The sequence below is a fragment of the Mycobacterium triplex genome (assembly GCF_000689255.1).
GTDB classification, from domain to species: domain Bacteria; phylum Actinomycetota; class Actinomycetes; order Mycobacteriales; family Mycobacteriaceae; genus Mycobacterium; species Mycobacterium triplex.
Genome location: NZ_HG964446.1, coordinates 5,240,742 through 5,259,738, shown reverse-complemented (window position 1 = coordinate 5,259,738; position 18,997 = coordinate 5,240,742). Strand labels below are relative to the sequence as shown.

Here is an 18,997-nt window from a genome sequence, read left to right as displayed (position 1 = left end):
ATCAGGATGGGATGTTCGGCCATCGCGTCGAGCAGCTGATCGTCCGTCGCGTCGGCCAGTCCCAGTTCGGTATACAAGGATTCGCGTTTACGCACCGCGGTGCGCACGTCGATGCCCGCGTCGCGAATCATCTTCACCAGCTCGGCGCGCGACGGTGGAGTCTTCAGGTACTCGACGATCTCTGGTTCAAAGCCGTTGTCCCGCAACAGGTCCAGCGTCTTGCGGGAGGTGCTGCACTTGGGGTTGTGGTAGATGACAGCGTCACCCATCTAGGCGTCTCCGTCGAATAGTCCTGTGACAGAACCATTTTCGAACACGGCGCGAATCGTGCTGGCCAGCAGCGGCGCGATCGACAACACGGTGAGCTGCGGGAAACGCTTCTCCTCGCCGATCGGCAGCGTGTTCGTGACGATGACCTCGCGGGCGCCACACGCGGCCAGCCGCTCGGCGGCCGGCTCCGAGAGCACGCCGTGGGTCGCCGCGACGATCACGTCGCTGGCGCCGTCCGCACGCAGCAGGTTCACGGCGCCGGCAATCGTGCCGCCGGTGTCGATCATGTCGTCGATCAGCACGCAGGTGCGGCCCTCGACCTCACCGACGACGCGGTTGGAGACGACCTGGTTGGGCACCTTCGGGTCGCGGGTCTTGTGGATGAACGCCAGCGGCACCCCACCCAGCGAGTCGGCCCACTTCTCGGCGATGCGCACCCTGCCGGAATCGGGGGAGACCACGACCATGTTGCCGTCGGGGTAGTTGTCCTTGATGTAGGTGGTCAGCAGGGTTTGGCCGCGCATGTGGTCGACCGGCCCGTCGAAGAATCCCTGGATCTGGTCGGTGTGCAGGTCCACGGTCACGATCCGGTCGGCCCCCGCGGTCTTGAGCAGGTCGGCGACCAGCCGGGCCGAGATCGGCTCGCGGCCGCGATGCTTCTTGTCCTGGCGGGCGTAGGGATAGAACGGCATGACGGCGGTGATCCGCTTGGCGCTGCCGCGCTTGAGCGCGTCGATCATGATCAGCTGTTCCATCAGCCAGTTGTTCACCGGCGCCGGATTGGATTGCAGGACGAAGGCGTCGCACCCGCGCACCGATTCGTGGAACCGCACGAAGATCTCGCCGTTGGCGAACTCGCGTGCCGTCTGCGCGGTGACGTGGACGTCGAGTTCCTTGGCGACCTGCTCGGCCAGCTCGGGGTGCGCCCGGCCGGAGAACAGCATCAGATTCTTGCGGTTATCGGTCCAATCGTGGCTCACCGTGCTGCCCCCGCCGTTCGGGATGGAAATTTGGAAAAGCCCATCGTACGTAGCGAATGGTACGGAAGGTTGGCCGGGTTGCCGGACACCAAATTCATGGTGTCTATTCGGATTCCGACGGCCCGCGGGCCGTCGTAGATTGCTGGGCGGCCTTGTCCGCGGCTTCCGCGGCGGCGCTGCCTGGACGTTTCCGTTGCACCCAGTTCTCGATGTTTCGTTGCGGGCCCGCGGAAACCGCCAGCGCGCCCGGCGGCACGTCGTCACGCAACACGGTGCCCGCCCCGGTGTAGGCGCCGTCCCCGACGGTGACCGGCGCCACGAACATGGTGTCCGAGCCGGTGCGCACGTGCGAGCCGACCGTGGTGCGCCGCTTGGTCGTGCCGTCGTAGTTGACGAAGACGCTGGAGGCGCCGATGTTGCTGTGCTCGCCGATGTCGGCGTCGCCGACGTAGGTCAGGTGTGGCACCTTGGTGCCGGTCCCGATGTTGGAGTTCTTCACCTCGACGAATGCGCCCAGCTTGCCGTCGGCGCCCAGCATCGTGCCCGGCCGCAGATAGGTGTACGGGCCGACCGTCGCGCCGCTGCCGATCGTCGCGGAGGCGCCGTGCGTCCGGATCACCGAGGCGCCGTCGGCGACGGTGACGTCCGTCAGCGTGGTGTCTGGGCCGACGACGCAGCCGCCACCGATCTGGGTGCGCCCCAGCAGCTGGGTCGCCGGGTGGATGACGGTGTCGCGGCCGATCGTCACGTCGACGTCGATCCAGGTGGTGGCCGGATCGATCACCGTCACCCCGGCCATCTGGTGGGCGGCGACGATGCGGCGGTTCAGCTCCGCGCCCAGCGCGGCGAGCTGGACGCGGTTGTTCACGCCGGCCACCAGCGCGCTGTCGTCGACGTGTCGGGCGCGCACGGGCCGACCGTCGCCGCGCAGGATGGCGATGACGTCGGTCAGGTAGAGCTCTTGCTGGGCGTTGTCGGAGCTCAGCCGGCCCAGCGCCGACCGCAACGCCGCCGCGTCGAAGGCGTAGACGCCGGCGTTCACCTCGCCGATCTTGCGCTGGGAGTCGGTCGCGTCGGCTTCCTCGACGATCGCCATCACCTCGTCGTCCTGGGTGCGCAGGATGCGGCCGTAGCCGAACGGATCGCGCAGCGTCGTGGTCAGCACCGTCGCCGCGGCCGACACCGCGTGGTGCGTCGCGATCAGGTCGGCAAGGGTGTCGGCGTCCAGCAGCGGGGTGTCGCCCGAGGTGATCACGACGACGCCGGCGTAATCCTCGGGCAGCGCGGACAGGCCGCAGAGCGCGGCGTGGCCGGTGCCCCGCGGACGGTCCTGCAGGGCGATGTCGATGGGACGGCCGAGGGTGGCGGCGAGGTCGGCGACGATCGGCGCGATGCGCTGGTGTTCATGGCCCAGCACCACGACCAGCCGCTGCGGTGCCACCTTGGCGATCGCGTGCAGCGAATGCGACAACATGCTGCGGCCGCCGAGGGTGTGCAGCACCTTCGGGGTGTCCGAGCGCATCCGGGTGCCGGGCCCGGCCGCCAACACCACGACCGCAGTGTCACCGCGAAACGACATCGACTCTCCTCGTGCTGTCTCCCACGTCGGGCGAACCGCCGAAGCGCCGCCACGCCGTCAAGACTGTCATTTCACCTGCACTGATGGCAAAACCCGAAGCTCCGTCGCCAGGACTCGAACCTGAACTATCTGAACCAAAATCAGAGGTGCTGCCGATTACACCACGACGGACTGCCGATCCCGGCCGGCGGCGGTCAGCCGCCAACCGCGCCACCAAGACTTTAGACGGTGTGGGGGCCGTTGGCGGTCCGCAGGGAAAGCCGGGCGATTTCACCAGGCCAAACCGATACCCTGAGGGACGTGGCAGCCCCGGATAAAGAAGTGCGCGCGCCACGCGCCCGGATGACCGGCAGCGAGCGCCGACACCAGCTGATCGGCATCGCGCGCTCGCTTTTCGCCGAACGCGGCTACGACGGCACCTCGATCGAGGAGATCGCGCAGCGCGCCAACGTGTCCAAACCGGTCGTCTACGAGCACTTCGGGGGCAAGGAGGGCCTGTACGCCGTCGTCGTCGACCGAGAGATGTCGGCGCTGCTGGACGGGATCACCTCGTCGCTGACCAACAACCGGTCCCGGGTGCGTGTCGAGCGGGTCGCGCTGGCGTTGCTCACCTACGTCGAGGAACGCACCGATGGCTTCCGGATCCTGATCCGCGACTCGCCCGCCGCGATCAGCACCGGCACCTACTCCAGCCTGCTCAACGACGCGGTCGGCCAGGTGTCCTCGATCCTGGCCGGCGACTTCGCCCGCCGCGGCCTGGACCCGGATCTGGCGCCGCTGTATGCCCAGGCGTTGGTGGGCTCGGTGTCGATGACCGCGCAGTGGTGGCTCGACACCCGCGAGCCCAAGAAGGAAGTCGTGGCCGCGCACCTGGTCAATCTGATGTGGAACGGCCTGACTCATCTGGAATCCGACCCCCGGCTGCAAGACGAGTAGGTCTGAGCTTCGCGAGCGTAACGGCACGCTGGTTTTCGGCCCGATTTTGCCGCGTGGCGTTACGCTCGGCGATCCAAATGGCCCCGCGCCGCGGGGCCAAATTCAACCGCAGTCGCGTGACATCAGGTCGGCGATCGTCTCGCGGCGAACCAGCTGGCGGACCCGTCCGTCCTTGACGGCTACCAGCGGCGGCCGGCACACCATGTTGTAGTTCGACGCCATGCTGTGGTGATACGAGCCGGTGCAGGCCACGGCCAGCAGGTCGCCCGGGTGCAGGTCCTCCGGCAGCTCGACATCGCGGGCGATCTCATCGCCGGCCTCGCAGTGCCGGCCGGCGACCGTAACCTTTTGCTTGAGCGCCACCGAATGGCGGTTGGCCAGCGCGACCGTGTACTGGGCGCCGTACAGCGACACCCGCGGGTTGTCGCTCATGCCGCCGTCGACCGCGACGAAGGTACGCCCACCCGGCTGCGTCTTGACCGAGCACACGCGATACAGCGTGACGCCGGCCCGGCCGCTGATCGCCCGACCCGGTTCCACCACGAGCGTCGGCCGCGGGAAGTGCTCGGCGGCGCAGGCCTCGTCCACCGCGTCTTCGATGACGACGGCCAGGTCGTCGATGTCGAGCTCGCGATCGCCCGGAATGTAGGGGATCGCATGGCCGCCGCCGAGGTTCAACTCGGTCAGGATGACGCCGTGCCGGGCGCGGATGTCGGCCATCGCGGCGATCATCCGTTGGATGGCCTCGCCGTACAGCGCGGGGTCGGTGACCTGCGAGCCGATGTGGCAGTGCAGCCCGACCAGGTCCAGGATCGGGTGCGCCAGCACCCGCATCACCGCGTCGGCGGCGTGGTCCTGCGCGAGGGTGAAGCCGAATTTCTGGTCGCTGATGCCGGTGGTGACCGCGCGGTGCCCGTGGATGTCGATGTCCGGGGTCACCCGGATGAGCACGGGCTGGCTCTTGCGAGCACAGCCCGCCAGGTACGCGATCTCGATGTTGGAATCCAGCACGACGCGCCCGACCCCGGCGTGTGCCGCCCGGTGCAACTCGTCGGGTGATTTCGCGTTGCCGTGCATGATGATCCGGGCCGGGTCCACCCCGCCGGCCAACGCGACGGCCAGCTCACCGGCCGAGCAGACGTCGACGCCCAGTCCTTCTTCGCGGGCCCACCGCGCCACCGCCGTAGTCAGCAGAGACTTTCCGGCGTAGACGATCTCAGAAACTCCGGGGCCGCGCAGCACCTTGCGGTAGCGGCGGGCGCGGAAGCGGAAGTCTGTTTCGTCGATCACATAGGTGGGGGTGTGGAACTCGTCGGCGATATCCGACAGCGCGACGCCGCCGACGCAGAGCCGGCCTTCCTCGTCGGAATGTGTAGTGACAGGCCAGATCGCGGGATCCAGCCGTCGGGGCGCCGCCCGACCAATGGAGGGCAGCATGTCAAGCAATGTCATGACTTCAAAGTGCGCCCGGCCAGGGGTCGATGGCGTGATCCTTACGATCCCTTGACGGCCCCAGGGGCAAAATTGACGAACTTCGGCGCACCTAGAATGGGTGCATCATGACCGCACCGGGGCCTGCTCGCCCAGAAACCCCGATCGCGGGGCTCATTGAATTAGCGCTGACGGCGCCCACTTTTCAGCAGCTGGCCGCGGATGCGGCCGCCGCGCCGGCCGAACTGCACCTGGTCGGTCCGGCCAGCGCGCGCCTGTTCGTGGCCAGTGCGCTGGCCCGGCGGGGCCCGCTGCTGGTGGTCACCGCCACCGGGCGCGAAGCCGACGACCTGAGTGCCGAACTGCGCGGCGTATTCGGCGACGCGGTAGCGGTTTTCCCGTCCTGGGAAACGCTGCCGCACGAACGTCTTTCGCCGGGCGTCGACACGGTCGGCACCCGGTTGATGGTGCTGCGCCGGCTGGCGCATCCTGACGACACCCGGTTGGGTCCGCCGCTGCGGGTGGTGGTGACCGCCGCGCGTTCGCTGCTGCAGCCGATGACGCCGCAGCTGGGCCTGGTGGAGCCGCTCACGTTGAGCGTCGGCGCGGAAGTCGAATTCGAGGCCGTGATCACCCGGCTGGTCGAACTGGCCTACACCCGCGTCGACATGGTCGGCCGGCGCGGCGAATTCGCCGTCCGCGGTGGCATTCTCGACATCTTCGCGCCCACCGCCGAACATCCGGTACGCATCGAGTTCTGGGGCGACGAGGTCAGCGAGATGCGGATGTTCGCCGTCGCCGATCAGCGGTCCATCCCGGACCTCGAGGTCGACACCCTCGTCGCGGTCGCCTGCCGTGAACTGCTGCTGACCGACGACGTGCGGGCGCGGGCCGCCGAACTGCTCGCCCGCCATCCCGTCCCCGAGGGCGCGATCACCGGCAGCGTCTCCGACATGCTGGCCAAGCTGGCCGAGGGCATCCCGGTCGACGGGATGGAGGCGCTGCAATCCGTGCTGCATCCCGCGGAAAACGGGGCCCACGCGCTGCTGACCGATCAGCTGGCCGCCGGCACCCCGGTGTTGCTGTGCGACCCGGAGAAGGTGCGCAGCCGCGCCGCCGACCTGATCAAAACCGGCCGTGAATTCCTCGAGGCGTCCTGGTCGGTCGCGGCGATGGGCACCTCAGCAGATCAGGCGCCGGTCGACGTCGAGGAGCTGGGCGGGTCGGGCTTCGCCGAGTTGGACGACGTGGCGGCCGCGGCGGCCGAAGCCGGTCACCCGTGGTGGACGCTGAGCCAGCTGTCCGACGAGGCGGCTGTCGAGCTGGACGTGCGGGCGGCGCCGTCGGCGCGCGGCCATCAACACGACATCGAGAGCATCTTCGCGATGCTGCGGGCACACGTTTCCACCGGCGGTTACGCCGTGATCGTGGCTCCCGGAACCGGTACCGCCCATCGCGTGGTCGAGCGGCTCGCCGAGTCCGACACCCCCGCCGCGATGCTGGACTCCGGCGCAGCGCCCCAAGGCCGGTGTCGTCGGGGTGCTCAAGGGGCCGCTGCACGACGGCATCGTGATCCCCGGCGCCAACCTGGTGGTGATCACCGAGACCGACCTGACCGGCAACCGCGCGACGTCGCCGGAAGGCAAGCGGCTGGCGGCCAAGCGTCGCAACACCGTCGACCCGCTGGCGCTGACCGCCGGCGACCTGGTGGTGCACGACCAGCACGGCATCGGGCGGTTCGTGGAGATGGTCGAGCGCACCGTCGGCGGCGCCCGGCGCGAATACCTGGTGCTGGAATACGCCTCGAGCAAGCGGGGGCAGGCGGCCGACAAGCTGTATGTCCCGATGGACTCGCTGGACCAGCTCTCCAGATATGTCGGCGGGCAGGCGCCGGCGCTGAGCAAGCTGGGCGGCAGCGACTGGTCGAATACCAAGACCAAGGCCCGCCGCGCGGTGCGCGAGATCGCCGGCGAGCTGGTGTCGCTGTACGCCAAGCGGCAGGCCAGCCCCGGACACGCGTTCGCGCCGGATACCCCCTGGCAGGCCGAGATGGAGGACGCGTTCGGTTTCACCGAGACCGTCGACCAGCTGACCGCGATCACCGAGGTCAAGTCCGACATGGAAAAGCCGATCCCGATGGACCGGGTGATCTGCGGCGACGTCGGCTACGGCAAGACCGAGATCGCGGTGCGGGCGGCGTTCAAGGCGGTGCAGGACGGCAAACAGGTCGCGGTGCTGGTGCCCACCACGCTGCTGGCCGACCAGCACCTGCAGACCTTCGGCGACCGGATGGCCGGGTTCCCGGTCACCGTCAAGGGGCTGTCCCGCTTCACCGACGCGGCCGAGTCCCGCGCCGTGATCGACGGCCTGGCCGACGGGTCGGTCGACGTCGTGATCGGCACGCACCGGCTGCTGCAGACCGGGGTCCGGTGGAAGGACCTGGGACTGGTCGTGGTCGACGAGGAGCAGCGCTTCGGCGTCGAGCACAAGGAGCACATCAAGAGCCTGCGCACCCACGTCGACGTGCTGACGATGAGCGCCACCCCGATCCCGCGCACCCTGGAGATGAGCCTGGCCGGGATCCGCGAGATGTCGACGATCCTGACCCCGCCCGAGGAGCGCTACCCGGTGCTCACCTACGTCGGCCCGCACGACGACAAGCAGGTGGCGGCCGCATTGAGGCGTGAGCTGCTGCGCGACGGGCAGGCCTTCTACGTGCACAACCGGGTCAGCTCCATCGACTCGGCCGCGGCGCGGTTGCGCGAGCTGGTGCCCGAGGCGCGCGTCGTCGTCGCGCACGGCCAGATGCCCGAGGAGCTGCTGGAACGCACCGTGCAGGGGTTCTGGAACCGCGAATACGACATCTTGGTGTGCACCACGATCATCGAGACGGGCCTGGACATCTCCAACGCGAACACGCTGATCGTGGAGCGCTCCGACACGTTCGGGCTGTCGCAGCTGCACCAACTGCGGGGCCGGGTGGGCCGCAGCCGCGAGCGCGGCTACGCCTACTTCCTCTATCCACCCCAGGTGCCGCTGACCGAGACGGCCTATGACCGGCTGGCGACCATCGCCCAGAACAACGAGCTGGGCGCCGGCATGGCGGTCGCGCTGAAGGACCTCGAGATCCGCGGCGCCGGCAACGTGCTGGGTGTCGAGCAGTCCGGGCACGTCGCCGGGGTCGGTTTCGACCTCTATGTGCGGTTGGTGGGTGAGGCCGTCGAGGCGTACCGGGCCGCCTTACAAGCAGCAGAAGACGGCCAAACCGTCACCACGCCCGAGCCCAAGGACGTGCGCATCGACCTGCCGGTCGACGCCCATCTGCCGCCGGACTACATCGCCAGCGACCGGCTCCGGCTGGAGGCCTATCGGCGCCTGGCCGCCGCGGCCGACGACGCGGCCGTCGACGCTGTCGTGGAGGAGCTCACCGACCGCTACGGGGCGCTGCCCGAACCGGCCGAGCGGCTGGTGGCCGTGGCGCGGTTGCGGTTGTTGTGCCGCGCGTCGGGCATCACCGAAGTGTCGGCCCCATCTGCGGCAACGGTGCGGCTGTCGCCGATAACGCTGCTAGATTCGGCCCAGGTGCGGCTCAAGCGGATGTATCCGGCCGCCGGCTACCGCGCCACGACGTCCACGGTGCAGGTTCCGATTCCACGCGCCGGCGGTGTGGGCGCGCCGCGGCTTCGCGATGTCGAGTTGGTGCAGATGGTGGCCAACTTGGTGACGGCCCTGCAGGGCAAACCGCAGCAGGAAATTGGTATAACGAGTGCGTCACCTGCACCGATGACAAGGGAGGAGCGACAAGCGCGATGATCGTCGTCTTGTTCGACCCCCGCCGTCCATCGCTGGTGCCACTCCAGGCGATCGAGCACCTGACCGGCGAGATCCAATACACCGAGGAGATGCCCGTCGCGGTGCCCTGGTCGCTGCCGTCCGCGCGGCCGGTCGACACCGGGGACCCCGAGTCCCCAGCAGCGCCCGTGTTGCTGTCGTCGGATCCCGACCACCCCGCGGTGACCGCGCGGTTGGCCGCCGGAGCCCGGTTGATCTCGGCGCCGGACACGCCGCGCGGCGAACGCCTCGTCGACGCCGTCGCGATGATGGACAAACTGCGCACCGCCGGGCCGTGGGAAAGCGAGCAAACGCACGACTCGCTGCGCCGGTTCTTGCTCGAGGAGACCTACGAGCTGCTGGACGCCGTCCGCAGTGGCAATGCCGAGGCGCTGTGCGAAGAACTCGGCGACGTCCTGCTGCAGGTGCTCTTCCACGCCCGCATCGCCGAGGAGGCGCCACAGTTCCCGTTCGACATCGACGACGTCGCCGCCACGCTGATGCGCAAGCTGGGTAATCGGGTGCCGGGAGTGCTTGCGGGCCAATCGATTTCACTCGAAGAGCAGCTGGCTCAGTGGGAAGAGCGTAAAGCCGCCGAGAAACCCCGCAATTCGGTGATGGACGACGTCCATACCGGTCAGCCGGCGCTGGCGCTGGCGCAGAAGGTGATTGCGCGCGCGCACGCGGCCGGGCTGCCTGCCGACCTGATGCCCACCGAGATCACCTCGATCTCGGTGTCGACCGAGGTCGACGCGGAAAGCTTCCTGCGCACAGCCGTTTTGGAGTTCGTGGACACGGTCCGCGCGGTGGAGAGATCGATCGCCGCGACCCGACGCGGGGACAGCGTGCCCGAAGAGTTCGACGTGGTTCCGCTGGGCGAGGTCACCGAGGCGGAGTGGCGCGAGCACTGGCCGTCCGACGTGGCCGTGGACATCGAGCCCGAGGAATCCGACGAGGCCGATGAGGCCGACGACTCCGACGACGACGTCGACTCGACCGGCGACGAGTCCGACGACGACGAGCGCGATGACGGTGCGACCGGCAAGGAGTCCAAGAAGTCGGGCAAAGGCACCAAGCGGGGCCGCGACCGCGGCTGACGCGGGTTGCGATCGCGTCGGCAAGTTTTCCGATCAGCGACCGCCGCGATGTTTGCCGTTTTACGTCGTTGCGACAGATAATGTGGCTTGTGAGTTGGTGAATCCCGGTGGTCGGCATCGTTCGCGCTTTGCTAGCCACGGTAAGTGGTAGCTAAGCGAGAAATTGTCTGAAACCGGGTCCGCGGGCTCGACGCGACCGGCCTCGGCGAAAGGTCATGGGACGATAATCATTGAGTGACGTTGGTGTAGGGGAAGTTAAGGGGAACATGGTGTCGCCGAGGCGTTGGTTGCGGGCGGCCGCCGTGATCGGCGCGACCGCGATGCTGCTGGCGTCCAGCTGTACCTGGCAGCTCAGCCTTTTCATCCCCGCCGGGGTGCCGCCTCCGTTCGGCGATCCCGTGCCGCCGGTGAACACTCATGCCAGCGGTCGGCCCGCGGACCAGTTGCGGGCCTGGGCGTTGCCCCGCGCCGCGGCGTTGGAGATCCCGGTCATCGCATTGGAGGCCTACGCGTACGCGGCCCGGGTCGCCGAGGTGGAAAACCCGAAGTGTCATATCGCCTGGACCACGCTGGCAGGCATCGGGCAAGTCGAGAGCCACCACGGCACCTATCGGGGCGCGACGCTGTCGCCGAATGGGGATGTGAGCCCACCCATCCGGGGCGTGCAGCTCGACGGCAGCGGGGGCAACCTGCGCATTGTCGACACCGCCGAAGACACCACGGACAGCCAGCCCGCGATAGCCCGGGCGATGGGGCCCATGCAATTCATTCCGGAGACGTGGCGGCTGTACGGGGTCGACGCCCACAACGACGGCCGTCTGAGCCCGGACAACATCGATGACGCGGCACTGGCGGCGGCGGGCTACTTATGTTGGCGCGGAAAGGATCTCGCGACTGCCCGGGGATGGGTCACCGCGCTGCGGGCCTACAACAACTCCGGCGTCTACGCGCGCGCCGTCCGTGACTGGGCGACCGCCTACGCGGCGGGTCACCCGCTGTAGAAGGATGAATTGCTGACCCAGGCTTTAGGCTGAAGGCCGGCCCGGGGCAGGCGTCAGCTACTAGGCAAGTCCGAGCAAGGAGGAACCCAGTGCCGATTATCGAGCAGGTCGGGGCCCGCGAGATCCTCGATTCCCGAGGTAACCCGACCGTCGAGGTCGAGATAGCCCTGATCGACGGAACCTTCGCCCGCGCGGCGGTGCCCTCCGGCGCGTCGACCGGGGAGCACGAGGCCGTCGAGCTACGCGACGGCGGCGAGCGCTACGGCGGCAAGGGCGTCGACAAGGCCGTGCAGGCCGTGCTCGACGAGATCGGCCCGGCCGTGATCGGGCTCAACGCCGACGACCAGCGATTGGTCGACCAGGCGCTGGTGGACCTGGACGGCACGCCGGACAAGTCGCGGCTGGGCGCCAACGCGATCCTGGGTGTGTCGCTGGCGGTCGCCAAGGCGGCCGCCGATTCGGCCGAGCTGCCACTGTTCCGCTACCTCGGCGGGCCGAACGCGCACATCCTGCCGGTGCCGATGATGAACATCCTCAACGGCGGCGCGCACGCCGACACCGGCGTGGACGTCCAGGAGTTCATGGTCGCGCCGATCGGTGCGCCGAGCTTCAAGGAGGCGCTGCGCTGGGGCGCCGAGGTGTACCACTCGCTGAAGTCGGTGCTGAAGAAGCAGGGCCTGAGCACCGGGCTGGGCGACGAGGGCGGTTTCGCGCCCGACGTCGCGGGCACCAAGGCGGCGCTCGACCTGATCCTGTCGGCGATCGAAGCGACGGGTTTCAAGGCGGGGTCCGACGTCGCCCTGGCACTCGATGTGGCCGCGACCGAATTCTTCACCGACGGAAAGGGTTACAGCTTCGAGAAGGAGATCCGCAGCGCCGAGCAGATGTCCGAGTTCTACGCCGGCCTGCTGGACACCTACCCACTGGTCTCCATCGAGGATCCGCTTTCCGAGGACGACTGGGAGGGTTGGGTGGCGCTGACGACGGCCATCGGTGATCGCATCCAGCTGGTCGGCGACGACCTGTTCGTGACCAACCCCGAGCGCCTCGAAGAAGGCATCGAACGCGGCGCCGGCAACGCGCTGCTGGTCAAGGTGAACCAAATCGGCACGCTGACCGAGACGCTCGACGCCGTCGCCCTGGCTCACCACAGCGGGTACCGCACGATGATGAGCCACCGCAGCGGCGAGACCGAGGACACCACGATCGCCGACCTGGCGGTCGCAGTCGGCAGCGGACAGATCAAGACCGGCGCGCCCGCCCGCAGCGAGCGGGTCGCCAAATACAACCAGCTGCTGCGCATCGAGGAAGCCCTCGGCGACGCGGCGCGCTACGCCGGCGATCTCGCCTTCCCGCGCTACGCACTGGATGTGAAATAGCTTGACAGTCAACGAAAAACGCGGCTAGGCGTCCGATGCCCGACGCAAAACGGCCCGATCCGAAGCGCCGCTCCCCGGCACCGCGCCCGGGGAAGGCCGGCGATTCGGTCCGGCGGGGTCGGGCCGCCAAGCCGTCGTCGAAGCCGTCGTCGCGCACCTCGAAACTCGCGCAGAACGCCGCCGCTGCCAAGTCGACGGCCGAGCACATCGTCGAGCCGATCAAGCGCCAGATCGCCGAGTCCGTCGAGCAACGCTCCGAGCAGCGGCTGGGTTTCACCGCCCGGCGGGCGGCGGTGCTGGCCGTGGTGGTGTGCGTGCTGACGTTGACGATCGCGGGCCCGGTGCGCACGTATTTCGCGCAGCGCACCGAGATGGCTCAGCTGACGGCCAGTGAGGCCGCGCTGCGTCGTCAGATCGCCGACCTCGAGCAGAAGAAGGTCAAGCTCGCCGACCCGGCCTACATCGCGGCGCAGGCCCGCGAACGTCTCGGGTTCGTGATGCCGGGCGACACGCCGTTCCAGGTCCAGCTTCCGGCGGCCGCGGCGGCGTCCCCGCAGCCGGGCGCCGAGGCGGCGAAGCCGTCGAGCAACGCGCCGTGGTACTCGTCGCTGTGGCACACCATCGCCGACGCCCCGCACCTGCCGCCGGCCAGCGCGCCGGCGGCCCCGCCGGTCGGGCCCGGGCAGCCCGCGCCGCCGGAATCATCGAAGCCCGCGACTCCCGGTGGTTGAGCGTGCCGACTTCGAAGCGGTGGCACGCCAGCTCGGTCGCGAGCCCCGCGGTGTGCTGGAGATCGCCTACCGATGCCCCAACGGCGAGCCCGGCGTGGTGAAGACCGCACCGAAACTTCCTGACGGAACTCCATTTCCGACGTTGTACTACCTGACGCATCCGGCGCTGACCGCGGCCGCGAGCAGACTGGAGACGACGGGACTGATGCGGGAGATGACCGAGCGGCTGGCCACCGACACCGAGTTGGCCGCCGCCTATCGGCGGGCGCACGAGTCGTATCTGGCCGAGCGCGACGCGATCGAGCCGCTCGGGACCACGTTCTCCGGCGGCGGCATGCCGGACCGGGTCAAATGCCTGCACGTGCTGATCGCGCATGCGCTGGCCAAGGGGCCCGGGGTCAATCCGTTTGGCGACGAGGCGTTGGCGCTGCTCGCCGCCGACCCCGCGATGGCTCCGATTTTGGATGGTGAGGTGTGGCGCTGAGAGCCGCCGGTGTCGACTGCGGCACCAACTCGATTCGGTTGCTGGTCGCCGACGTTGACGGTGGGAAGCTGCGCGATGTGCACCGCGAGACGCGGATCGTGCGCTTGGGCCAGGGCGTCGACGCCACCGGCCAGTTCGCGCCGGAGGCGATCGAGCGGGCCCGGGTCGCGTTGGTCGACTACGCGGACCTGATGAAAACCCATCGCGTGCAGCGGGTTCGGATGGTTGCCACCTCCGCGGCCCGCGATGTGAGCAACCGTGCCGACTTCTTTGCGATGACGGCCGAGGTGCTAGGCGGTGTGCTGCCCGGCGCGGTCGCCGAGGTGATCACCGGAGCCGAAGAGGCCGAGCTGTCGTTTCGCGGCGCGGTGGGCGAATTAGACAGCACCCGTGGACCATTCGTCGTCGTCGACTTGGGCGGCGGCTCGACGGAGATCGTGTTGGGCGCCGACGAGGTGGTGGCGAGCTACTCGGCCGACATCGGGTGCGTGCGGTTGACCGAACGCTGCTTGCACTCCGACCCGCCGACGGGCGCGGAAGTGAACGCGGCGCGGCAGTTCGTGCGCGAGCGACTCGAGCCCGCATTGCGGGCCGTGCCCGTCGAGCAGGCGAGGACCTGGGTCGGACTGGCCGGCACGATGACCACGCTGTCGGCGTTGGCGCACAATATGACGACGTATGACGCTGCTGCCATTCACCTTTCGCGCGTGGTCGGCGAGGACCTGGTGTCGGTGTGCGAGCGGCTGATCGGCATGACCCGATCCCAGCGTGCGGCGCTGCCGCCGATGCACGAGGGCCGCGCCGACGTGATCGCGGGCGGCGCGATCGTGGTGCAAGAGCTGGCGCGCGAATTGCGCGCCCGCGCCGATATCGACGAGCTGACCGTCAGCGAACACGACATCCTCGACGGCATCGTGCTGTCGATCGCGCTCTAGCGCCCGCGCTCCCGGCCGGGTGTGCGCTGACGGTTTCGAGTGTGCAGTGGTGGTTTTCAGTGTGCGGTCGCGGCGGCCGCCGCCGGCGTGTCGACGCCCAGGCCGCGCACCCAAAGCCGTGAGCGCACATCCGCGACCCGGGAAGCACACTCAGGCCTCGAAGCGGTAGCCCATGCCCGATTCGGTCAGCAGGTGTTTGGGATGCGACGGGTCGTCTTCGAGTTTGCGCCTCAGCTGTGCGAGATACACACGCAGGTAATGGGTTTCGGTGGCGTACGCCGGGCCCCACACCTCCTTGAGTAATTCCTCGCGGCCGACCAGCTTGCCGCGATTGCGCACCAGCACCTCGAGCATGCCCCATTCGGTCGGGGTGAGGTGTATCTCGGCGCCGTTCTTGGTGACCTTCTTGGCGGCCAGGTCGACGGTGAACGCGTCGGTCTCGACCACCGGCTCGTCCAGCTCCGAGGCCGCGGCATTGCGGCGCACCGCGGCCCGCAGCCGGGCCAGAAATTCGTCCATCCCAAACGGTTTGGTGACGTAGTCGTCGGCGCCGGCGTCCAGCGCCTCGACCTTGTCGGAGGAATCGGTGCGCGCGGACAACACGATCACCGGCGCCGTCAGCCACCCGCGAAGCCCGGCGAGCACCTCGATACCCGAGATGTCGGGCAGGCCGAGGTCGAGGATCACCACGTCGGGTCTGTGTTCGGCCGCGGCGCGCAGGGCGCCGGCGCCGGTCGCCGCGGTGACGACCTCGTAGCCGCGCACCGACAAGTTGATGCGCAGCGCACGCAGAATGTGCGGCTCGTCATCGATCACCAAGACCCGGGTCATTGGATACCAATCGGTTGCGGCGGTGCCGCCAATTCTACGACGACGGTGAGTCCGCCCCCAGGAGTGTCGCCGGCCGCGATGCTGCCCCCCATGGCTTCCACGAAGCCGCGGGCCACCGACATGCCCAGTCCCACACCGGTGGTGTTGTCGTGATCGCCCAGCCGCTGGAACGCCTCGAAGATCTGATCCTCGGTGCCGTGCGGGATTCCGGGGCCTTCGTCGATCACATTGATCAGGACCCGGTCGCCCACTCGCCCCGCATTGACCCGAACCACGCAGTTGGGTGCGTAGCGCAGCGCGTTGTCGATCAGGTTGGCAAGCACCCGTTCCAGTAGTCCGGCGTCGGCCATCGCGACGGCGTCACCGACGTCTACCTTGACCCGGTCGATCGCGGATCGGTAGAAGCCGGTGGCGCCCTTGCCGATACTGACCAGTGCGCGCTGCACCGTCTCCTCGAGATACACCGGGAGTAGATCCGGGCGGACCACCCCGGCGGCCAGCCGCGAGGAATCGAGCAGGTTGCCCACCAGAGCGGTCAGCTGATCGATCGACTCCTCGATGGTGGCCAGCAGTTCGGCGGTGTCCTCGGGGGAGAACGCGACGTCCTCGGCACGCAAACTGGAAGCCGCGACCTTCGCCGCCGCCAGCGGCGTGCGCAGGTCATGGCTGACCGCCGAGAGCAGCGAGCGCCGTAGCTCGTCGGCTCGCACGATGGCCTCGGTGCGGCCGGCTTCCTCGGCCAGCTCGCCCTGACGGATCAGGCCCGCGGCCTGCTTGGCCACCGCGGTCAGCACCCGGCGATCCCGGGCGGAGAGTTTGCGGCCGGCCATCAACATCCAGAACTCGTCGTCACCGACCTCGATCGCGGTGTCGGCGGAATCGACGGCCACACAAGGGTCTTTGCCCACGCAGGCGACGATGTAGCTCTTCTTGCCCGCGGCGCGATCTTCTTCGGAAGGCTCGCGCAGCATGCTCACCGCGCGCTGCGAGTAGGTTTCGCGTACCCGTTCGAGCAGCGTTTCGAGGTCGGCGCCGCGCAGCACCGAACCCGCGAACAGCGTCAGCAGTTCGGCCTCTTGAGCCGCCAGCCGGGCTTCGCGCGTGCGTTTGGCGGCGAAGTCGACCAGCACCGCGACCGCGACCGCGATCAGCAACAGCACCAATTCGGTGACGGCGCTGTTGGGTTCGGCGATCGTGAAGCTGTGCCGCGGAGCGATCAGGTAATAGTTCAGCAGCAGCCCGGACAACACCGCCGAAAGAGCCGCCGGGGCAACACCTCCCAGCAAGCCCACCAGCAGCACCCCGACGAAGAACAGCGCGCTCTCCCCGCCGGTGTCCAGATAGGGGTCCAGCACCGTCACCGTGACGGCGCAGATCAAAGACGGCACGATGATCGCGGCCAGCCAGGACGCGACGCGCCGCTCGCGCGGTGCGAACGACGCGATGTGGAACCCCCGCTTGGACTCCTCGTGCGTGACGATGTGCACGTCGATCTTGCCCGACTGCTGCACGACCGTCGTACCGATGCCTTCCTCGAAAATGCGCGCCCATCGGGACCGTCGCGAGCTGCCCATCACCAACTGGGTGGCATTCATCTCGCGGGCGAAATCCAGTAGCGCCGTTGGCACGTCGTCACCGACCACGGTGTGCACCGACGCGTCCAGGCTGTTGGCCAGTTCGCGGATCTTGTTCATCCGGGTCTCCGACAGGCCGGCCAGCCCGTCGCCCCGTATCACATGCACGACCATCAACTCGGCGCTGGACTTCGACGCGATCCGCGAGCCCCGTCGCACCAGCGTCTCCGATTCGGGCCCGCCGGTGACCGCCACCACGACGCGCTCACGCGCCTCCCACATGTCGGTAATCTTGTTCTCGGCGCGGTATTTCGCCAGGGCGGTGTCCACCTGGTCGGCCAGCCACAGCAGTGCCAATTCCCTTAGCGCAGTGAGATTTCCGCGGCGGAAGTAGTTCGACAGCGCCGCATCGATGCGTTCCGGAGTGTAGACGTTGCCATGAGACAGCCTGCGCCGCAGCGCTTCCGGCGTGATGTCGATGAGCTCGACCTGCGACGCCGCCCGCACGATCGAATCCGGAATTGTCTCCTGCTGCTCGATACCGGTGATTTGAGCGACGACGTCGTTAAGGCTCTCCAGATGCTGGATGTTGACGGTGGATATCACGGCGATACCGGCGTCGAGCAGCTCTTCGACGTCCTGCCATCTCTTGTGATTCTTGCTGCCCGGCGTGTTGGTGTGAGCCAGCTCGTCGACGAGGACCACCTGCGGATGCCGGGCCAACACGGCCGGCACGTCGAGTTCGGGGAAACTGCCACCGCGATATTCGATAAAGCGAGGTGGGATGATTTCGATGCCCTCAAGCATCCCAGCGGTTTTCGCGCGTCCATGCGTCTCCACCACCGCCGCCACCAGATCGGTGCCGCGCTCCAGGCGCCGGTGGGCTTCTCCGAGCATCGCGTATGTCTTGCCGACACCCGGTGCCGCACCCAGGTAAATGCGTAGCTCACCGCGCTTGGGATGGTGGTCGCCGAGGCTGACGTCGCTCACGTCAACCATCATCCCCCTCCGGTGTTAGCTCGATACCGGATATTGGCGGTCGAGTTGCAGATTGAGCTGCAGCACGTTGATCGTGGGCTCGCCGAAAAACCCCAAGGTGCGGCCGTCGCGGTACCGGGCGAGCACCGCCCGAATCTGATCGGGGCTGACGTGACGCGCCTTGGCCACGCGCGAAATCTGGATATCGGCGTAGGCCGGCGAGATATTCGGGTCCAACCCGCTGCCGCTGGCGGTGACCGCATCGGCGGGCACGGCCGGGTTGGCGGGTGTCGCCCCGCGGATGGGCACGATCTGGCCGAGCGAATAATCCTCGCCGTACTTGGCGCACTCGACCCGAACGCCCTCGTAGAGGTCTAGGAAGGGCTGCCTGGTCGTCGCGCAGGGCTCGTTGACGCTGACCACCTGGGTCGGGTGGATGACGTTTCCGCGGGCGTCGCGGGAACCGATCACCGAGAGCACCGCGCCCACGCCGCCACCGGTGCAGAACGGACGCGAACCGTCCACACCCTCCAGCTGTCCCACGGCGGCGCTGCGCGTGCACACCTGCGTCAGCAGGCTGGGCTTGAACCCGGCGTCGGAGGCGCCGGCGCCCGAGGCGAGCTTGGCCGGATCGGCGGGCGTGTCGACGATGCTTTCGGGCCCGAGGTTGCTCGCGCTCGACGACAGCGGGTCGTAACCGGTGCCGGCCGCCGACGGGCGGCTCTGGAAGTATTGCCGCAGCGGGTTGCCGCCGGGGTCGGTGAACAGCTGACCGATCAGCTTGCTGCCGACCGGTTTGCCGTTGGCGGTCAGAATCGATCCTTCGGCCTTGTCGTGCAAGCCCGGCAGCTGCGCGACCAGCCAGATGAAGACCGGGTAGGCCAGGCCCGTGATGACGGTCAGCACCAGTAGCGCACGCAACGCCGCCCAGTGCACGCGGACGAAATTCGAAAACTTCAT

At 68.3% G+C, this 18,997-nt stretch carries 14 protein-coding genes, 1 tRNA gene and 1 pseudogene; 8 read left to right on the top strand and 8 right to left on the bottom strand.

The window, feature by feature from the left end; translation table 11 throughout:
• The 4 genes from arsC to BN973_RS24265 all read right to left on the bottom strand — a co-directional run.
• A partial coding sequence (gene arsC / locus BN973_RS30760) for an arsenate reductase (glutaredoxin) (RefSeq protein ID WP_084163656.1) occupies window positions 1-269 on the bottom strand: 269 nt, incomplete at its 3' end.
• A complete protein-coding gene (locus tag BN973_RS24275; protein WP_036471249.1) occupies window positions 270-1,250 on the bottom strand; it encodes a ribose-phosphate diphosphokinase in 981 nt (326 codons plus the stop codon).
• Window positions 1,251-1,353: 103 nt separating this feature from the next.
• Window positions 1,354-2,829: a bifunctional UDP-N-acetylglucosamine diphosphorylase/glucosamine-1-phosphate N-acetyltransferase GlmU gene (gene glmU, locus BN973_RS24270; protein ID WP_036471248.1), complete on the bottom strand. Its 1,476-nt coding sequence runs from the start codon at window positions 2,827-2,829 to the stop codon at window positions 1,354-1,356.
• 99 nt (window positions 2,830-2,928) lie between these two features.
• Window positions 2,929-3,000 (bottom strand) — tRNA-Gln (locus BN973_RS24265).
• 171 nt (window positions 3,001-3,171) lie between these two features.
• Between BN973_RS24265 and BN973_RS24260 the strand changes: the two genes are divergently transcribed.
• A complete protein-coding gene (locus BN973_RS24260; RefSeq protein WP_036472997.1) occupies window positions 3,172-3,765 on the top strand; it encodes a TetR/AcrR family transcriptional regulator in 594 nt (197 codons plus the stop codon).
• A gap of 102 nt (window positions 3,766-3,867) precedes the next feature.
• On the opposite strand, the gene lysA is transcribed toward BN973_RS24260, so the two are convergent.
• Entirely contained in the window at window positions 3,868-5,217 is a 1,350-nt protein-coding gene (gene lysA / locus BN973_RS24255) for a diaminopimelate decarboxylase (protein WP_036471247.1), read from the bottom strand.
• 107 nt (window positions 5,218-5,324) lie between these two features.
• Between lysA and mfd the strand changes: the two are divergent.
• From mfd to BN973_RS24220, 7 genes and pseudogenes are all read left to right on the top strand, one after another.
• Window positions 5,325-9,009 (top strand): annotated as a pseudogene (gene mfd, locus BN973_RS24250) (transcription-repair coupling factor).
• On the top strand, window positions 9,006-10,124 hold the full coding sequence (locus BN973_RS24245; protein ID WP_084163531.1) for a nucleoside triphosphate pyrophosphohydrolase: 1,119 nt from the start codon (window positions 9,006-9,008) through the stop codon (window positions 10,122-10,124). The pseudogene mfd and the gene BN973_RS24245 overlap by 4 nt, the downstream one beginning before the upstream one ends.
• Before the next feature lie 269 nt (window positions 10,125-10,393).
• Window positions 10,394-11,125 (top strand): lytic transglycosylase domain-containing protein, encoded by a 732-nt coding sequence (locus BN973_RS24240; RefSeq protein ID WP_139830293.1) that lies wholly within the window; start codon window positions 10,394-10,396, stop codon window positions 11,123-11,125.
• Window positions 11,126-11,214: 89 nt separating this feature from the next.
• Window positions 11,215-12,504 carry a phosphopyruvate hydratase gene (gene eno / locus BN973_RS24235; RefSeq protein WP_036471244.1) on the top strand — a complete coding sequence of 430 codons (1,290 nt, stop codon included), beginning with the start codon at window positions 11,215-11,217 and terminating at the stop codon, window positions 12,502-12,504.
• 35 nt (window positions 12,505-12,539) lie between these two features.
• Entirely contained in the window at window positions 12,540-13,235 is a 696-nt protein-coding gene (locus BN973_RS24230; protein ID WP_036471243.1) for an FtsB family cell division protein, read from the top strand.
• Window positions 13,228-13,719, top strand: a complete 492-nt coding sequence (locus BN973_RS24225; RefSeq protein ID WP_036471242.1) for a DUF501 domain-containing protein — start codon at window positions 13,228-13,230, stop codon at window positions 13,717-13,719. Before BN973_RS24230 ends, BN973_RS24225 begins: the two co-directional genes overlap by 8 nt.
• On the top strand, window positions 13,710-14,654 hold the full coding sequence (locus BN973_RS24220) for a Ppx/GppA phosphatase family protein (RefSeq protein WP_036471241.1): 945 nt from the start codon (window positions 13,710-13,712) through the stop codon (window positions 14,652-14,654). Before BN973_RS24225 ends, BN973_RS24220 begins: the two co-directional genes overlap by 10 nt.
• 150 nt (window positions 14,655-14,804) lie before the next feature.
• On the opposite strand, the gene BN973_RS24215 is transcribed toward BN973_RS24220, so the two are convergent.
• The 3 genes from BN973_RS24215 to BN973_RS24205 are packed head-to-tail and all read right to left on the bottom strand — an operon-like array spanning window position 14,805 to window position 18,997.
• Window positions 14,805-15,485, bottom strand: coding sequence for a response regulator (locus tag BN973_RS24215; protein ID WP_036471240.1), 681 nt, complete (start codon window positions 15,483-15,485; stop codon window positions 14,805-14,807).
• Complete coding sequence (locus BN973_RS24210; RefSeq protein ID WP_036471239.1) at window positions 15,482-18,061, bottom strand: sensor histidine kinase; 2,580 nt, start codon at window positions 18,059-18,061, stop codon at window positions 15,482-15,484. The genes BN973_RS24215 and BN973_RS24210 overlap by 4 nt, the downstream gene beginning before the upstream one ends.
• Before the next feature lie 12 nt (window positions 18,062-18,073).
• The gene (locus tag BN973_RS24205) at window positions 18,074-18,997 is read right to left on the bottom strand and encodes a potassium-transporting ATPase subunit C (RefSeq protein WP_036471238.1); all 924 of its coding nucleotides are present in this window, start codon (window positions 18,995-18,997) and stop codon (window positions 18,074-18,076) included.

Excerpts from the sequence above, each read along its gene's own strand:
- glmU (WP_036471248.1), bottom strand. The coding sequence starts at position 2,829 with ATGTCGTTTCGCGGTGACACTGCGGTCGTGGTGTTGGCGGCCGGGCCC.
- BN973_RS24260 (WP_036472997.1), top strand. The coding sequence starts at position 3,172 with ATGACCGGCAGCGAGCGCCGACACCAGCTGATCGGCATCGCGCGCTCG.
- lysA (WP_036471247.1), bottom strand. The coding sequence starts at position 5,217 with ATGACATTGCTTGACATGCTGCCCTCCATTGGTCGGGCGGCGCCCCGA.
- BN973_RS24245 (WP_084163531.1), top strand. The coding sequence starts at position 9,006 with ATGATCGTCGTCTTGTTCGACCCCCGCCGTCCATCGCTGGTGCCACTC.
- BN973_RS24230 (WP_036471243.1), top strand. The coding sequence starts at position 12,540 with ATGCCCGACGCAAAACGGCCCGATCCGAAGCGCCGCTCCCCGGCACCG.
- BN973_RS24215 (WP_036471240.1), bottom strand. The coding sequence starts at position 15,485 with ATGACCCGGGTCTTGGTGATCGATGACGAGCCGCACATTCTGCGTGCG.
- BN973_RS24210 (WP_036471239.1), bottom strand. The coding sequence starts at position 18,061 with ATGATGGTTGACGTGAGCGACGTCAGCCTCGGCGACCACCATCCCAAG.
- BN973_RS24205 (WP_036471238.1), bottom strand. The coding sequence starts at position 18,997 with ATGAAGTTTTCGAATTTCGTCCGCGTGCACTGGGCGGCGTTGCGTGCG.